The organism is Pseudomonas sp. B21-028, assembly GCF_024749045.1.
Taxonomy (GTDB): domain Bacteria; phylum Pseudomonadota; class Gammaproteobacteria; order Pseudomonadales; family Pseudomonadaceae; genus Aquipseudomonas.
In genome coordinates, this window is the sequence record NZ_CP087184.1 from 1342549 (window position 1) to 1358904 (window position 16356).

The window sequence follows — 16356 nt, forward strand, 5'->3', positions numbered from 1 at the left end:
TTTTATGCGTATTGGCCACGGCTACGATGTTCACCGTTTCACTGAAGGCGACTTTATTACCCTGGGCGGCGTGCGTATCGCACACGGTTTCGGGCTGCTCGCGCATTCTGATGGTGATGTCCTGCTGCACGCCCTGAGCGACGCATTGCTCGGCGCGGCGGCCCTGGGCGATATCGGCAAGCATTTCCCCGACACCGATCCTCGATTCAAGGGCGTCGACAGCCGCGAACTGCTGCGCCATGTGGTTTCGCTGATCCACGCCAAGGGCTGGAAGGTCGGCAATGTCGATAACACCATTGTCGCCCAGGCGCCGAAAATGGCACCGCACATCGAGGCCATGCGCCAGTTGATTGCCGAGGATCTTCAAGTTGAGCTGGACCAGGTGAACGTGAAAGCCACCACCACCGAGAAACTGGGTTTCGTCGGTCGCGAAGAAGGCATTGCCGTCCATTCCGTCGCCTTGTTGCTGCGCCCATGACCGAACTGGAATTGTTGGGGCCACGTGCCTATGGCGAGTCGCTGGGCAGCGCGGTACTCAAGGCCACCGCTGAAGATTTTCAGGTCGATGAAGTACTCGACATCCCGTTGAGCGGCGATGGCGAGCATTTGTGGATCTGGGTCGAAAAGCGCGGCTTGAACACTGAAGAGGCGGCCCGGCGAATTGCCAAGGCCGCCGGCGTGCCGCTGCGTACCGTCAGCTACGCCGGGCTCAAGGACCGTCAGGCCCTGACCCGGCAATGGTTCAGCGTCCAATTGCCGGGTAAGGCGGATCCGGACCTGTCGGCGGCGGAGAACGACACGCTGAAGATCCTCAAGACCGGGCGCCATAAGCGCAAGCTGCAACGCGGCGCGCACTCGGCCAATGGTTTTACCTTGCGCCTGACCCAGTTCAAGGGCGACCCGGCGGCCATCGACGCGCGCCTGCAACAGATCGTCCGTCAGGGTATTCCCAATTATTACGGCGCCCAGCGCTTTGGCCATGACGGCGGCAACGTCGTCGATGCCCGTGCCTGGGCGGCACGCAAGGCCCTGCCGGAGCAACGCAACGTGCGTTCGCGGCTGTTGTCGACAGCCCGTAGTTTCCTGTTCAACCGTGTATTGGCGGCCCGGGTGGCCGACGGTACCTGGCAACAAGCCCAAGTGGGCGACTTGCTGGCCTTCACCGACAGCCGCAGCTTTTTCCCGGCCGGTGAAGCCGAATGCAACGATCCGCGCCTGGCGATCCTCGATCTGCACCCGACCGGGCCACAGTGGGGCGAAGGTCCTTCACCGGCCTCGGGTGTGATCCACGATCTGGAACAGGCCGTCGCCGAGGGCGAAGCGGACTTGCGCGATTGGTTGGTAAACGCGGGAATGAGTCACGAACGTCGCATCCTGCGACTGCCCATTGGCGGGCTGTCGTGGCATTATCCCTCGCTAGACATTCTGCAACTGGAATTCGTCCTGCCGGCCGGATGTTTCGCCACTGTCTTGGTGCGCGAACTCGTCGATCTGGTGCCGGTGGGGCAGACGGACAGCCCATGCGTATTCTGATTTCTAACGACGACGGGGTGACAGCACCCGGTCTTGCCGCGCTTTATGCTGCGCTGGCGGATTTTGCCGAGTGCGTGGTGATCGCCCCGGACCAGGACAAAAGCGGCGCCAGCAGCTCGCTGACGCTCGACCGTCCGTTGCACCCTTGCTATCTGGATAACGGTTTCATCAGCCTCAACGGCACCCCCACCGATTGCGTGCACCTGGGCCTCAACGGCCTGCTGGAGCGCGAACCGGACATGGTGGTTTCGGGCATCAACCTGGGCGCGAACCTGGGGGATGACGTGCTGTATTCCGGTACGGTCGCCGCCGCCCTGGAAGGTCGCTTCCTGGAGCAGCCGTCGTTTGCCTTTTCGTTTGTTTCCCGCCAGGTCGATAACTTGCCTACCGCCGCCTACTTTGCCCGCAAGCTGGTAGAAGCCCATGGCGAACTGGACTTGCCGCCGCGCACGGTGCTGAACGTGAATATCCCGAACCTGCCCCTGGATCACATCCGTGGCATCCAGCTCACGCGCCTGGGCCATCGTGCCCGTGCCGCCAAGCCCATGCACGTGGTCGACCCGCGAGGCAAGGCCGGTTACTGGATCGCCGCCGCCGGCGATGCGGAGGATGGCGGGCCGGGCACCGATTTCCATGCGGTGATGCAGGGGTATGTCTCGATCACCCCGTTGCAGCTCGACCGCACCTTCAACGATGCCTTTCGACACCTCGATGGCTGGCTGGAGGGACTGCGTTGATGCGCGAGCAAGACGATATGTTGCGCCGGGGGATCGGCATGACCTCCCAGCGTACCCGGGAGCGACTGATTCAGCGGCTTTACGAAGAAGGCCTGTCCAACGCCCAGGTGCTGGAAGTGATTCGCCGCACGCCTCGGCATTTGTTCGTCGATGAAGCCCTGGCCCATCGCGCCTACGAAGACACGGCGTTGCCGATCGGCCACAACCAGACCATTTCCCAGCCTTATATGGTGGCCCGCATGAGCGAGTTACTGCTGGAGGCGGGGCCGTTGGACAAGGTGCTGGAAATCGGCACCGGTTCGGGCTACCAGACGGCAGTGCTGTCGCAACTGGTGGAGCGGGTGTTTTCCGTGGAGCGGATCAAGGTGTTGCAGGATCGCGCCAAGGAACGCCTGGTTGAACTGAACCTGCGCAACGTGGTGTTTCGCTGGGGCGATGGCTGGGAAGGCTGGCCGGCGCTGGCGCCTTATAACGGCATCATCGTCACCGCGGTGGCCACCGATGTGCCCCAGGCCCTGCTGGATCAACTTGCCCCCGGCGGGCGGATGGTGATTCCGGTGGGTTCCGGTGAGGTTCAGCAATTGATGTTGATCGTGCGTGAAGAACACGGTTTTTCACGCCATGTCCTGGGAGCCGTACGGTTCGTGCCGCTGCTCAACGGGCCATTGGCCTGAGCATTTATAAACGGACGCTGAATTCTGCGGCGTGGGTTGTGTCTTACAGCGACACCCCAGTGCCGAACAAGACCCAATGGCGTCGAGCAAACGTGTGCGACAGTGCTTGGCGCTTCATTAATAGAGGCATGATCGTGCCTCGTTATACTTGCATCGTGTCTGCCTGGGCAGGCAGTTTCCAATTTTTCAGCCACCACAAAGGGAGCGGCGGGTGAGTCTCACAGTCATTGCGCAGCGTATGGGTATCACGAGCTTTCAGCGCCTGGTGACTGGCCTTGTCTTGAGTACGTTGCTGGTCGGTTGTTCCAGTACACCTTCCGGCAATGTCCGGGTTGTCGATCGCAACAATGCTGCACCGCAACGTCCTACAGTAACGACCGGTCAGTATGTAGTCCGTCGCGGCGATACACTGTTTTCCATCGCTTTTCGCTACGGCTGGGACTACAAGTCTCTCGCGGCGCGGAACAACATTCCTGCGCCTTATACGATTCATCCAGGTCAGACGATTCGCTTCGATGGTCGCAGCGGTTCAACGCCTACCGCGGTCGTCACGCAGTCGGATTCGACACCTTCATCCTCGAGTAAAACCACGGTTATTCGTCGGCCGGTCGGGGCTGCAACGACGACAGTACCGTCCGTCGCGAGCAAGCCGGCGCCTGCTCCCATGCCTGCGGCAGGCCCCGCCCCGACGGGCTGGGGATGGCCTTCTAGTGGCGTTCTCATTGGAAAATTCTCTTCAAACGGTAGTTTGAATAAAGGAATTGATATCGCCGGGGATTTGGGACAGCCTGTTTTAGCCGCGTCTGATGGCACGGTTGTGTACGCCGGGAGTGGTTTGAGGGGCTACGGCGAACTCGTGATCATCAAACACAGCGATACCTACGTCAGTGCCTACGGTCACAACCGCAGGCTGTTGGTTCGGGAGGGGCAGCAGGTCAAGGTCGGACAGACAATTGCCGAAATGGGGTCAACGGGTACAGACCGGGTGAAACTGCACTTTGAGATTCGCCGACAAGGTAAACCGGTAGATCCACTGCAATTCCTGCCACGTCGTTGATTTGGTTGTCAGCCTGTTCCGTCACGTAGAGGGAACAGGCTCCAGCGTTGCCAAGGATAAAGGCGTCGCTTGAGCTTGAGGTCGAACTCACCAAAGGACTATAACAATGGCTCTCAGTAAAGAAGTGCCGGAGTTTGACATCGACGATGAGGTTCTCCTGATGGAGACCGGCATCGCTATGGATTCGATGTCGAATGATGAGGGAGCGTCTCCTCCTTCCGTTCGTGCCAAATCCAGACACTCCGCTTCACTTAAACAACATAAGTACATCGATTACACCCGGGCGCTGGACGCCACTCAGCTGTACCTCAACGAAATCGGTTTCTCGCCGCTGCTCTCCCCCGAGGAAGAAGTTCATTTTGCGCGCCTGTCGCAAAGCGGTGACCCGGCCGGTCGCAAACGCATGATTGAAAGCAACCTGCGCCTGGTGGTGAAAATCGCCCGACGCTACGTCAATCGTGGGCTTTCGCTGCTGGACCTGATCGAAGAGGGCAACCTGGGGCTGATTCGCGCCGTGGAGAAATTCGATCCCGAGCGAGGCTTCCGCTTCTCGACCTACGCCACCTGGTGGATCCGCCAGACCATCGAACGGGCGATCATGAATCAGACGCGCACCATCCGGTTGCCGATTCATGTGGTCAAGGAGCTTAACGTCTACCTGCGGGCCGCCCGTGAGCTGACCCAGAAGCTCGACCATGAGCCTTCACCCGAAGAGATCGCCAACCTGCTGGAAAAACCGGTAGGCGAGGTCAAGCGCATGCTTGGGCTCAATGAGCGGGTTTCCTCGGTGGACGTCTCGCTGGGGCCGGACTCGGACAAGACCCTGCTGGACACCCTTACTGACGAGCGCCCCACGGACCCTTGTGAGCTGCTTCAGGACGACGACTTGTCCCAGAGCATCGACCAATGGCTTTCGGAGCTGACGGACAAGCAGCGGGAGGTGGTAATCCGCCGCTTTGGCCTGCGTGGTCATGAAAGCAGCACCCTGGAAGACGTAGGCCTGGAGATCGGTCTGACCCGTGAGCGGGTGAGACAGATTCAGGTGGAGGGCCTCAAGCGTCTGCGTGAGATCCTGGAGAAGAATGGTCTGTCGAGCGAGTCGCTGTTCCAGTAGCACCCGTTTTAACAGGTGATGCACTGCGAGTGAAGGAGGGCGCTAAAAGGCGCCCTTCTTCATTTTTGGGGGCGGTCTGGGAATGATTCTGTGGCGAGGGGATTTATCCCCGCTGGGCTGCGAAGCAGCCCTAAAACCAGCCATCCGGTGTGTCAGGCATATTGGGTACACAGTTATGGGGCCGCTTCGCAGCCCAGCGGGGATAAATCCCTCGCCACCAGGGGGCTGTCCATTTCAGCGCGGTCGCTTCCAGTCCTGCTCCATTTCCCGGCTCAGCTTGTAAGCTTTTGCCTAGTATTGCGTAAGCGTTCGGTTTCTCCTCTGGAAGGATAGACGTCTATAGGTGACGTAGAAAACTCGTATTTATCTGATTAACAAGCATTTTTATTTTGTGACTGATCCGTGACAGGACTCCTCAACGACGTCTGCCTTCAATTGCGCTCGTTGGGGAAAACACTAATATCAGTCCTGTGTCGACGGACAGACACACCCGTCAAGGACGATGGGGAAGGAAGGACATCGCAGGACGCGATTCATCAGGATGATGAAAAGGATCAAAGGGAATAGGGAAAAAATGTGGGCGGGTCAAACCGCCCCTTTTTTTTGCCTGCGAATCGCCCAAGCGCTGCGTTCGACCCTCTGATCGGTTCCGCCACCGGAAAGCAAAAAGGCCCGCAAGGGGCCTTTTCGAAGAACGCGGATGATCAGCGTTCGAGGTCTGCGATCTTGCCTGGCTTGCCATCCCACTCTTCAGCGTCCGGCAGCGCATCTTTCTTCTCGGTGATGTTCGGCCAGATGTCCGCCAGCTCGGCGTTCAACTCGATAAAGTTCTCCATGCCGGACGGCACTTCGTCTTCCGAGAAAATGGCGTTCGCCGGGCATTCCGGTTCACACAGGGCGCAGTCGATGCACTCGTCCGGGTGAATGACCAGGAAATTCGGCCCTTCGTAGAAGCAGTCCACCGGACAGACTTCTACGCAGTCGGTGTACTTGCACTTGATGCAGTTGTCGGTGACGACGAAGGTCATTTCTAATTCTCTCCTCAGGCGGCGGCAGCGGATCCCTCTTCACGGTGGGGTCGCCAGGCTTGGGAGCGGACCCGGCTAATAGTCCGCAGCATCCCAAACCGCGCGCGATTCTAACAGCTTGAACGCCCGTGCGTTAGATCCGTGTCTTCAATGTATAGAGTAAATCCAACGCACGGCGTGGTGTCAGGTCGTCCAGGTCGAGCTTGGCCAGTTCGTCGAGCACCGGATGGGGCAGGCTGGCGAACAGGTCGCTTTGCTGCGGTATGGCCGGTTTGCCTTTGCTCGGGCGTGGTGTTTCATGGGGCAGGCTGGAGGTTTCCAGGCGGCTCAGATGCTCGCGGGCGCGGCTGATCACCTCGGCTGGCACACCGGCCAGTTGTGCCACTGCCAGGCCGTAGCTCTGGCTGGCCGGGCCGGGCAGCACATGGTGCAGGAACACGATGCGTTCGTTGTGCTCGGTGGCGTTGAGGTGGACGTTGGCCACCAGCGGCTGGCTTTCCGGCAGCACCGTCAGCTCGAAATAATGGGTGGCGAACAGCGTGTAGGCCCGCAGGTGCGCCAGGCGTTCGGCCGCGGCCCAGGCCAGCGACAGGCCGTCGAAGGTACTGGTGCCGCGCCCGACTTCGTCCATCAGCACCAGGCTGCGTTCGGTGGCGTTGTGCAGGATGTTGGCGGTTTCGCTCATTTCCACCATGAAGGTGGAGCGTCCGCCGGCCAGGTCGTCGCTGGAGCCGATCCGGGTGAATATGCGGTCGACCAGGGATAATTCGCAGCTGGCTGCCGGTACGAAGCTGCCAATGTGGGCCAGCAGCACGATCAGTGCGGTCTGGCGCATGTAAGTGGATTTACCGCCCATGTTCGGACCGGTGATCACCAACATGCGGGTGTTGTCGTCCAGGCTCAGATCGTTGGCCACGAACGGGGTGGTCAGTACCTGTTCGACCACCGGATGACGACCTTGGCTGATGCGCATGCACGGCTCGCTGACGAAGCGCGGGCAATTGAGGTCCAGGTTCAATGCACGCTCGGCCAGGTTGCTCAGCACATCCAGTTCCGCCAGAGCGGCCGCGGTGTCCTGCAGGGGCGGCAGTTGGCTGATCAGGTCTTCGAGCAGCGCTTCGTAGAGCATCTTCTCCCGGGCCAGGGCACGACTCTTGGCCGACAGCGCCTTGTCTTCGAAAGCTTTCAGTTCCGGGGTGATGAAGCGTTCGGCACCCTTGAGGGTCTGGCGCCGAACGTAGTCGGCCGGTGCTTGCTCGGCCTGCTTGCTCGGCAATTCGATGAAGTAGCCGTGGATGCGGTTGTAGCCGACCTTGAGGTTGCTCAGGCCAGTACGGGCTTTTTCCCGGGCTTCGAGGTCGATCAGGAATTGGCCGGCGTTCTCGCTCAGGGCTTGCAGCTCGTCGAGCTCGGCGTCGTAGCCGGTTTTCAGCACGCCACCGTCACGGATCACGGCGGGCGGGTTATCGATGATGGCTTTTTCCAGCAACGCGGCCAGGTCCGGGTACGTGCTGGTGATGCGCGCCAGTTGTTGCAGGTGCGGCGCTTCGAGGTCGGTCATCGCCACCTGGAGTTCCGGCAGCGCACCGAGGGCATCGCGCAGGCGCGCCAGATCCCGTGGACGGGCGTTGCGCAGGCCGATACGCGCCAGGATCCGCTCGATGTCACCGATTTCCTTGAGCTGCGGTTGCAACTGCTCGAAGCGATAACGATCCAGCAGGCAGGTAATGGAGGTCTGTCGCGCCAACAGTACCGTCAGGTCCCGCAGGGGGCGGTTCAGCCAACGAGTCAGCAGCCGGCTGCCCATGGCGGTCTGGCAACGGTCGACCACCGATTGGAGGGTGTTGTCCCGTCCGCCGGCCAGGTTGGTGTCCAGCTCCAGATTGCGCCGGCTCGCACCGTCCAGCACCACCGTATCATCCAGGCGCTCATGGCGCAGGCTGCGCAAGTGGGGCAGGGCGGTGCGTTGGGTTTCCTTGGCGTAGGCCAGCAGGCAACCGGCGGCGCCGATGGCCAGGGTCAGGTTTTCGCAACCGAAGCCCTTGAGGTCCTGGGTGGAAAACTGTTGGCAGAGACTTTTCAGCGCCGAGTCGCGCTCGAAATCCCACGGTGCCCGGCGCCGAACGCCACGGCGTTTTTCTGCCGGCAGGTCCTTGGGCCAGTCGTCCGGAATCAACAGCTCCACCGGGTTGACCCGCTCCAGCTCTGCCAACAGGTTTTCCCAGCCCTTGATCTCCAGCACCGAGAAATTGCCACTGGTGATGTCCAGCACGGCCAGGCCGAACAGGCGCTCGTCCCCCAGCACAGCGGCAATCAGGTTGTCCCGGCGTTCATCCAGCAATGCCTCATCGCTGACCGTACCCGGCGTGATGATGCGCACCACTTGCCTTTCCACCGGCCCCTTGCTGGTGGCCGGGTCACCGACCTGCTCGCAAATCACTACCGACTCACCGAGCTTGACCAGTTTCGCCAGGTAACCTTCCGCCGCATGGTAAGGAATCCCACACATCGGAATCGCCATACCTGCCGATTGCCCACGCGCCGTCAGGGTGATGTCCAACAGCTTGGCGGCCTTCTTCGCATCTTCGTAGAAGATCTCGTAGAAGTCGCCCATGCGGTAGAACATCAACTGATCGGGGTGCTGATTCTTCAGGCGCCAGTACTGCTGCATCATCGGCGTGTGGGAGGACAGATCGTTCACGGCTGTATTCATCGGTGTCAGGCAAGCTCGTTGAAAGGGGTGGGGCAAAAGGAGGGGCATCGGCCCGGCTTTTCCGCGATGGGCGCAAGGTTAACATGGGTGGTCTGGTGCTACCCAGATGGAGTGTCCAGATGAGCCTTTGAACGGTGCTCTTGATTGTCAGGAACAAAAAAACCGACATATGGATGTCGGTCAGACCAGTCGAGGGTAACCCTGTGGGAGCGAGCCTGCTCGCGATAGCGGAGCAACTGTCAGCAAGCAGGTGTCTGGCAGGTCGCTATCGCGAGCAGGCTCGCTCCCACAAGGTCATTCGGGGCGGGCCCGGCGTTGGCAGGCTTCAGTTTTGCGCGGTTTTTTCACCGGCTTCCAGCTTCACGGTCTCTTCCAGGGTGAAGCGCCCCAGCGGGTTTTGCAGGAAGTTCTGGATATTGCTGCGCGAAATATTGATGTACGGGCTGTAGTAGAGGTCGATCCAGTTGACGTCCTGTTTGGCCAGCTTCTGCAGTTCCTCATAAATCTGCTTGCGTTTGGTCGGATCGACTTCAACCCGGGCTGCGGCCACCATGTCTTTGACCTTGTCGTTATGGTAGCGGGTCATGTAGTTCATGTTGGTGTCGTGACCGAGGACGAAGGTGGACTTCTGGTCCGGGTCCAGCACGTCGTTGGTCCAGTACATCACCGACAGGTCGTAGTCGCCATCCACCAGCATCTGCCAGCTCTGGGTCGGGTCGACTTTCTGCAGGTTGGCGGTGATGCCGACATCGGCCAACTGCTTCTGCACCAGCACGGCGATCTGTTCGTCGGCCTCGTTGCCGGCGTTGACTACGTAATTGACCTTGAGCCCCTCGGCGCCAGCCTTTTTCAGCAGCTCGCGGGCTTTCGTCGGGTCGAACGGGCGCTGTGGGTTGTTGGCGTTGTGATAGAGCGCGCCTTTGGGAATGTACGAATAGGCCACTTCGCCATGGCCGAAGGTTACGGTATCCACGAGCGCCTTCTTGTCGATCGCCAGGTCGATCGCCTCACGCACCTCGACCTTGCCCAGCAACCCCTTGGCGTGGTTGATGAGCAGGTGGTCCTCACGGGTCGAAGGGTCGATGTGAATGCTCAGGCTCGGGTCCTTGCGCAGGGTGTCGACACGGGAGAAGGGCACGAAGATCGCCGAGTCCAGCTCACCGGCCTGGACCTTGAGCATGCGGGTGTTGTCATCGGGGATGGAGATCCACTCCACGCCATCCAGGCTGACCTTGTCGGCCTCCCAGAAGTAGGGGTTCTTTTCCAGGATGACCCGGTCACCGCGTAGCCACTCCTTGACCTTGAAGGCACCGGAGGTCACCGGTTCCTGTGCGTAGGCGTCCTCGCCGATCTTGTCCATGGCTTTTTTCGACAGGATCGAGACGTTGGCGGTGGCCAGTTGCGAGAGGAACGGCACCGACTTGTTCTTCAGGGTCACCACCAGGGTGCGCTCGTCCGGGGCTTGGGCCTTGTCGATGATCTTGTAGGAGTCGGCCCACAGCGAGCCGGGGTTGTCACGGATGCGCAGCAGGGAGAACGCCGCATCGCTGGCACTCAGCGGTGAGCCATCGGAGAACTTGGCCGGGCGGATCTTGAAGGTGTAGGTCAGGCCGTCGTCGGAGACCTTCCAGCTTTCGGCCAGGCCCGGGACCAGCCGGGTGCCGCTGTTGTCGACCCGGATCAGCACGTCGTAGACGTTGGCGAAGACCCAGCTGTCGCGGTTCTGTGCGCTCTTGATCGGGTCGAAGGTGGTGCTCTCCTCACGACAGCCGATGGTCAGCACGCCAGCTGCCTGGCTTGTGCCGGTGGCCAGGGTGCTGGCGGCCAGCACGGCGACGGTGAGTAACTTCAATGCTGCGGATTTCATGCTCAAGCTCCGTTTGATAGTCATGGTTGTTGTGTCAGTACTGCGGTCGTGGGTGGATGCAGGCATGGCGCCGGGCACCCAGCGAGTGATAGGGCGGGGCGGTTTCGCGGCAGGTGGGCAGCGCTTGCGAGCAGCGTGGGTGGAAGGCGCAGCCAGGTGGCAAGTGCAACGGGCTCGGCGGCTCTCCGGCCAGGGGCCGTTCTGGCAGGCGGCGGGCCGGGTCGATATCGGCGATCGACTGGATCAGCGCGGCGGTGTAGGGGTGATGGGGGGTATCGAACACCTCGTCCACCGGGCCTTCCTCGACGATCTGTCCCAGGTACATCACCGCTACCCGGTCGCACAGCCGGCGCACCACGCCCAGGTCGTGGGTGATGAACAGCAGCGCCAGGCCCATGCGCTCGCGCAGCGCCATCAGCAGGTTGATGATTTGTCCCTGGATGGACACGTCCAGGGCGGCGACGCATTCGTCGGCGACGATCAGCCGGGGTTCGACGGCCAGGGCTCGGGCGATGCCGACCCGTTGGCACTGGCCGCCGCTGAGCGAGCCGGGCTTGCGTTCGGCCAATTCGGCGCGCAGGCCGACCAGTTCGAGCAGTTCGTCGACCCGCGCGGGGATCTGCGCGGCAGGCACCTTGCGCTGCACCTGCAAGACTTCGGCGAGGATCTGGCCGATGCGCTGGCCCGGATTGAGTGCGCTGTACGGGTCCTGGAAGATCATCGCGGTCTCGCGGCGCAGGCGGGCGATATCGACCTTGCGGCCCTGGGTCATGTCGATGCCGTCGAATATCACCTGCCCAGCGGTGATCGGGTTCAGTTGCAGGATGGCCCGGGCCAGAGTGCTCTTGCCGCAACCAGACTCGCCCACCAGGCCAAGGGTCTGGCCGGCCGCGAGGGTCAGCGAGGCGCCGTTGACCGCGTTGATTTTGCGTGGACGCAGGCCGAACAAGCCGCCGCCGGCGGCGGAAAATTGCACGTGCAGATCCGTGACCTGCAACAGCGTGGTCATGACAGGACTCCGGCCAGAAACGGGGCGTGGCAGGCCAGTCGGTGGCCGGGGCCGGTCTCACGCAGCTCCGGCAACTGCTCCCGGCACAGCGGCCCGGCCTGGGCGCAGCGTGGCTCGAAGCGACAGCCCGGGGGCAGGTCATCGAGCAGGGGCGGTTGCCCGCCAATGGTGTTCATCAAGGACGCTTGGCGTTGCGCCGCGGGGTGGCAGGCCAGCAGCCCGGCACTGTACGGATGGCTGGGGTGGGCCAAGAGTTCGTGCTTGCCGCCGTGCTCGCAGAGGCGACCGGCGTACATCACGGCAATGCTGTCGCAGGTCTGCGCCACCACCCCCAGGTCGTGACTGATCAGGATCATCGACAAGCCACGACGATCACGCAGCTCCAACAGCAGGCGCAGGATCTGTGCCTGTACGGTGACGTCCAGGGCCGTGGTTGGCTCGTCGGCGATCAGCACTTTCGGGTTGCAGCCCAGGGCCACGGCGATCATCGCCCGCTGACGCATACCGCCGGAAAACTCGTGAGGGTAGTTGTCCACCCGGGATTTGGGATCGGGAATGCCGACCTGGCGCAGCACTTCGATGGCCTCGGCCCGAGCCTCGCGGCGCGAGGCGCCCTGATGCAGGCGGATACCCTCGGCGATCTGGTCGCCGATGCGCATCAGCGGGTCCAGGTGGCTGCTGGGGTTCTGAAAGATCATGCCCAGCTCGCGTCCGCGCAAGCGGCGCATGCCGGCCTCGTCCAGTTGCAGCAGGTCGTGGCCCGCCAGGTGCACGGCCTTGCCTTCGATTCGCAGGTTCGGCGTGGGCAGCAGGCGCATGAGGGCACGGCAGGCCAGGGTCTTGCCCGAGCCGCTTTCGCCCACCAGGCCAAGGATCTCGCCCTGGCCAAGGTCGAAAGACAGGCGTTCGACCAGGGTGGTCTCGTGCCGGCCGTTGCGGGCGATCACACTCAGCTCCCGGACTTGCAGCAACGGTGTGCTCATGCGCGCGCGCCCAGGCGCTCAGCGACGCCGTCGGCCAGCAGGCTGAAGCCCATGGCCAGGGTTACCACGGCGAGGCCGGGGAAGGTGCAGATCCACCAGGCACTGGTGATGAAGCTCTGGCCTTCGGCCGCCATCGAGCCCCATTCCGGGGTCGGCGGCTGCACACCCAGGCCCAGGTAGCTGACGGCGGCGCCATTGAGCAGCACCAGCACCGCATCCGACATGCAGAACACCACCGAGCCGAACAGTGCGTTGGGCAGCAGGTGGCCGAACAGTGTGCGCCGGTGGCTGAAGCCCAGGCTCCTGGCGGCCAGGGCGAAGTCGCTTTCCTTGAGCACGAGGATCTGCGAGCGGACCAGTCGTGCATAGGACACCCAGCCGACCAGGGCCATGGCGATATAGAAGCTGCCAAGGCCCGGGCCGAGAATGGCCATGATCGACAGCATCAGTACCAGGAAAGGGAAGGCCAGGACGATGTCGATCAGGCGCATGCAGGCGTTGTCCAGCAAGCCGCCGACATAACCGGAAATAGCGCCGATGCAGGTGCCCAGCAGGAAAGGGAAGATCACCCCGATCAGAGCCATCTGCAAGTCGATGCGCGCGCCCCAGATCACTCGCGACAGCACGTCGCGGCCGAAATTGTCAGTGCCGAAGGGGTGCGCGAGGCTGGGAGCGGCCAGACGCAGCTCGCCGTTCTGCAACAGCGGGTCGAACGGGGCGATCCATGGCGCGAAAAGCGCCAGCATGCACCAGCCCAGAACGATGGCCACGCCGCAGTACAAGGTCAGGCGACCGTTGCCCAGGTTCCAGCCCAGGCGCCAGCGGAGGGGAAGCGTGGGACTGAGGCCGCGGCTCATTGGATCTTCACCCGGGGGTCAAGGGCGATGGTCAGCACGTCGGCGAGGAAATTCACTGCCACCGTGGCACAGGCCAGCACCATGGCCACGCCCTGGACCACCATGTAGTCGCGGGTGAAGATGCCGCGCACCAGCAATTGGCCGATGCCCGGCAGGGAGAACAGGCTTTCGATGACCACGGTACTGCTGATCAGCCAGCCGATGTTGACCGCCAGCAGGTTGATCGTCGGCACCATGGAGTTGGGCAAGATGTGCCGCCGCAGCAGTGCGCCTTCGCCAAGGCCTCGGGCGCGGGCCGCGATGACGTGGTCGGCCTGCGTCTCCTGCAGGATGCTGGCGCGCAGGTTGCGCACCAGCACCGCGCAGAGCGCCAGGGCGATGGTCAGGCAGGGCAGCACCAGGTGATGCAGTTTGTCGGCCCACGTCCGGCCATAACCGGATACCGGGAACAGCCCCCAGTGCACGCTGAACAGCAGGATTAGCATCAGGCCCAGCCAGAAGGCCGGCAGGCCCAGGCCCGCGGTGGTGAACAGGCGGATCAGGTTGTCGGTCCAGCCACCCTTGTGGCGCGCGGCGAGAACGGCCAGCGGCACGGCGATGAGCAGCGCCAGCAGCACGCTGCCGAGCACGAGCATGAGGGTCGGCTCGATGCGGCTGGCGATCAGGGGGAGGGCATCGATCTTGTACAGCAGCGATTTGCCCAGGTCGCCGTTGAGCAGGTTTTTCAGAAAGTACAGGTATTGCACCCAGATCGGCTCGTCCAGGCCAAACTGGGCGCGGATCTTCTGGATCGCATCCGGGGTGCTGCGCGTACCCAGCAGCACTCGCGCCGGATCGCCCGGAATCGAGCGGACCAGCACGAAGGTGATGAGGCTGATGCCCAGCAGCACCGGCAGCAGTTGCAACGGACGGGTCAGGACGAACCGGTAGCGTGCCAGGTTCATCGATCAGTCCCGGTTGCGCTGCAGGAAATCCAGCAACACCGGGAAATAGGCCTGTGGCTCTTCGTAGAACGGCATGTGGCTGCTGTTGGGGAACACGTGCAGCTCGGCCTGCTCATGCAGCGCCAGTTTCATGCGCAGGGCGCAGGCGGGGGTCAGTTCGTCGTGCTGGCCGGTGGTGATCAGGACCGGCATGCAGAACTCGCGCATCTGCTCCAGGCGGTTCCAGTCCTTGAGGTTGCCAATGTAGAGGAACTCGTTGGGGCCCTGCATGGTGGTGTAGGGACCCATGTTCCAGTCGTTCAGCGAGCGTTTGACCGGTGCCGGCCACTCATCGAGGCGGCACACGTGACGGTGGTTGAGCAGGGTGATGGCTGCCTGATACTGGGGATGGTCGAGGTTTCCCAGGGCCTCGTAGCGTTGCATCATCGCCACGGTTTCGCTGCCCAAGGCGCCGCGCAGGCGTTCCAGCTCGCCGGTCAGGTGCGGGATGTCGCCGACGGTGTTTTCCAGAATGAGGCTTTTGAGCGACTGCGGATGGTGGATGGCGTATTCGATCGCCAGCCAGCCGCCCCAGGAATGTCCCAGCATGTGCACGCGGCCCAAGTCCAGGGCTTGGCGGACCTGCTCGACCTCGGCCACGTAACGGGTGATGTTCCACAGGCTGTCGTCGTCGGGGCGGTCTGAGGCGCCAGTCCCCAACTGGTCGAAGGCAACCACACGGATGCCCTTGTCCTTGAGCCAGCCATGGGCATCGCGAAGGTAGTCGCAGGGCAGGCCCGGCCCGCCGTTGAGGCAGAGCAGTACCTCGTCCCCTTCGCCAAAGCTGTACACCACGAGATTGTGGCCATCGACCGATACATTGAACTGCTGGTCAGGTTGCATCTCACGCCACATTGCTACTCTCCTGTTGGCCATGGCTTACAGCTATACCGTGCACAGGAGAGTGCGCCGCCTACAAGCTAGTATTTCTTATAGGTTTTGTCTGGCAGTCCCGCGCCGAGCCGTGGCATTCTACTCGGCGGACATCGAGATGGAAATCCAATTGGGTATACACAGGGAGTGTAAGGAATGCAGGCCAAGCTGGCTGATCTCCATACCCGTCTGTCGTCGGGCAGCAGCCTGGACGAACAGATGGACAGCGTCGCCGACCTGGCGGCGCAACTGGGCTTCGATGCGCTGGTGTACGACTACAGTCCGGTGCCGCTGGACCACCTCGGCGAGCTGATCACCCCCTCCGTGGTCAGGCTGCGCCAGACCCCGGGAGATTGGCAGGACCTGTGGTGCTCCGAAGGCTTCTACCAGATCGATCCGGTGCAGCAACTGGCTGTGTCCTCCATCGCGCCGTTCGCTTGGTCGTACCTGCCCAAGGGCGAGACCGTCCTGCAGCGCCTGATCGACCGTCGCCATGCGCCGGTGGTCGGTTACCTGCTCGATGCGCAGCTGGCCTGTGGCGTTACCGTGCCCATCCACCTGCCACGCGGTGGGCTGGCGACCCTGACCGGCTTGCGGCCCCAGGCCAGTCAAAGTGACCTGGACGATGTCCGGCACAACCTCGCAAGCTTCAGCCTGATCGCCCATGCCTTGCAGGAGGTTGCCTACCCCTTGCTCGGCAAGGAGGCGGCCAGCCGCGCTATCCGCCTGACCCGCCGTGAGCTCGAGTGCCTGCGCTGGGCCGCCGAAGGCCTGACCGCGGCGCAGATCGCCGAGAGGCTCAACCGCTCGCTGGCCACCGTTTCCCTGCACCTGACCTCGTCCATGCACAAGCTGGGGGCAAGGAACCGGGTCCAGGCGGTCGCCCGGGCGGTGCACTACCGTCTGCTCGACAACTGAGGGGTAAAAA

The 16356-nt window shown here is 62.4% G+C and carries 15 protein-coding genes; 7 read left to right on the top strand and 8 right to left on the bottom strand.

The features are described 5' to 3' along the window. Window positions 1–4: 4 nt before the first annotated feature. From ispF to rpoS, 6 genes are all read left to right on the top strand, one after another. Entirely contained in the window at window positions 5–478 is a 474-nt protein-coding gene (gene ispF, locus LOY35_RS05985; protein ID WP_258631387.1) for a 2-C-methyl-D-erythritol 2,4-cyclodiphosphate synthase, read from the top strand. After that, on the top strand, window positions 475–1533 hold the full coding sequence (gene truD, locus LOY35_RS05990) for a tRNA pseudouridine(13) synthase TruD (RefSeq protein WP_258631388.1): 1059 nt from the start codon (window positions 475–477) through the stop codon (window positions 1531–1533). The genes ispF and truD overlap by 4 nt, the downstream gene beginning before the upstream one ends. Beyond that, a complete protein-coding gene (gene surE, locus LOY35_RS05995) occupies window positions 1521–2270 on the top strand; it encodes a 5'/3'-nucleotidase SurE (protein ID WP_258631390.1) in 750 nt (249 codons plus the stop codon). Before truD ends, surE begins: the two co-directional genes overlap by 13 nt. Before the next feature lie 38 nt (window positions 2271–2308). Then, a complete protein-coding gene (locus LOY35_RS06000; RefSeq protein ID WP_162843647.1) occupies window positions 2309–2944 on the top strand; it encodes a protein-L-isoaspartate(D-aspartate) O-methyltransferase in 636 nt (211 codons plus the stop codon). A 211-nt stretch (window positions 2945–3155) separates the two neighbouring features. After that, the gene (locus tag LOY35_RS06005) at window positions 3156–4001 is read left to right on the top strand and encodes a peptidoglycan DD-metalloendopeptidase family protein (protein WP_258631392.1); all 846 of its coding nucleotides are present in this window, start codon (window positions 3156–3158) and stop codon (window positions 3999–4001) included. Window positions 4002–4107: 106 nt separating this feature from the next. Further along, a complete protein-coding gene (rpoS, locus tag LOY35_RS06010) occupies window positions 4108–5115 on the top strand; it encodes an RNA polymerase sigma factor RpoS (RefSeq protein WP_041022899.1) in 1008 nt (335 codons plus the stop codon). Between the two features lie 704 nt (window positions 5116–5819). Here the strand turns inward: rpoS and fdxA are convergent. The 8 genes from fdxA to LOY35_RS06050 form a co-directional block, all read right to left on the bottom strand. After that, a complete protein-coding gene (fdxA, locus tag LOY35_RS06015) occupies window positions 5820–6143 on the bottom strand; it encodes a ferredoxin FdxA (RefSeq protein WP_024779043.1) in 324 nt (107 codons plus the stop codon). 133 nt (window positions 6144–6276) lie between these two features. After that, the gene (gene mutS, locus LOY35_RS06020; protein ID WP_258631395.1) at window positions 6277–8844 is read right to left on the bottom strand and encodes a DNA mismatch repair protein MutS; all 2568 of its coding nucleotides are present in this window, start codon (window positions 8842–8844) and stop codon (window positions 6277–6279) included. Window positions 8845–9181: 337 nt separating this feature from the next. Next, window positions 9182–10723 (bottom strand): ABC transporter substrate-binding protein, encoded by a 1542-nt coding sequence (locus LOY35_RS06025; protein WP_258631396.1) that lies wholly within the window; start codon window positions 10721–10723, stop codon window positions 9182–9184. Window positions 10724–10757: 34 nt separating this feature from the next. Next, entirely contained in the window at window positions 10758–11732 is a 975-nt protein-coding gene (locus LOY35_RS06030) for an ABC transporter ATP-binding protein (RefSeq protein WP_258631398.1), read from the bottom strand. Beyond that, complete coding sequence (locus LOY35_RS06035) at window positions 11729–12715, bottom strand: ABC transporter ATP-binding protein (RefSeq protein WP_258631400.1); 987 nt, start codon at window positions 12713–12715, stop codon at window positions 11729–11731. The genes LOY35_RS06030 and LOY35_RS06035 overlap by 4 nt, the downstream gene beginning before the upstream one ends. Further along, window positions 12712–13572, bottom strand: coding sequence for an ABC transporter permease (locus LOY35_RS06040; protein ID WP_258631401.1), 861 nt, complete (start codon window positions 13570–13572; stop codon window positions 12712–12714). The genes LOY35_RS06035 and LOY35_RS06040 overlap by 4 nt, the downstream gene beginning before the upstream one ends. Further along, the gene (locus LOY35_RS06045; protein WP_258631403.1) at window positions 13569–14516 is read right to left on the bottom strand and encodes an ABC transporter permease; all 948 of its coding nucleotides are present in this window, start codon (window positions 14514–14516) and stop codon (window positions 13569–13571) included. Before LOY35_RS06045 ends, LOY35_RS06040 begins: the two co-directional genes overlap by 4 nt. A 3-nt stretch (window positions 14517–14519) precedes the next feature. After that, window positions 14520–15410, bottom strand: a complete 891-nt coding sequence (locus tag LOY35_RS06050; RefSeq protein WP_258631404.1) for a proline iminopeptidase-family hydrolase — start codon at window positions 15408–15410, stop codon at window positions 14520–14522. 174 nt (window positions 15411–15584) lie between these two features. Between LOY35_RS06050 and LOY35_RS06055 the strand changes: the two genes are divergently transcribed. Continuing rightward, window positions 15585–16346, top strand: a complete 762-nt coding sequence (locus LOY35_RS06055; RefSeq protein ID WP_258631405.1) for a LuxR family transcriptional regulator — start codon at window positions 15585–15587, stop codon at window positions 16344–16346. The last annotated feature ends 10 nt before the right edge of the window (window positions 16347–16356 follow it).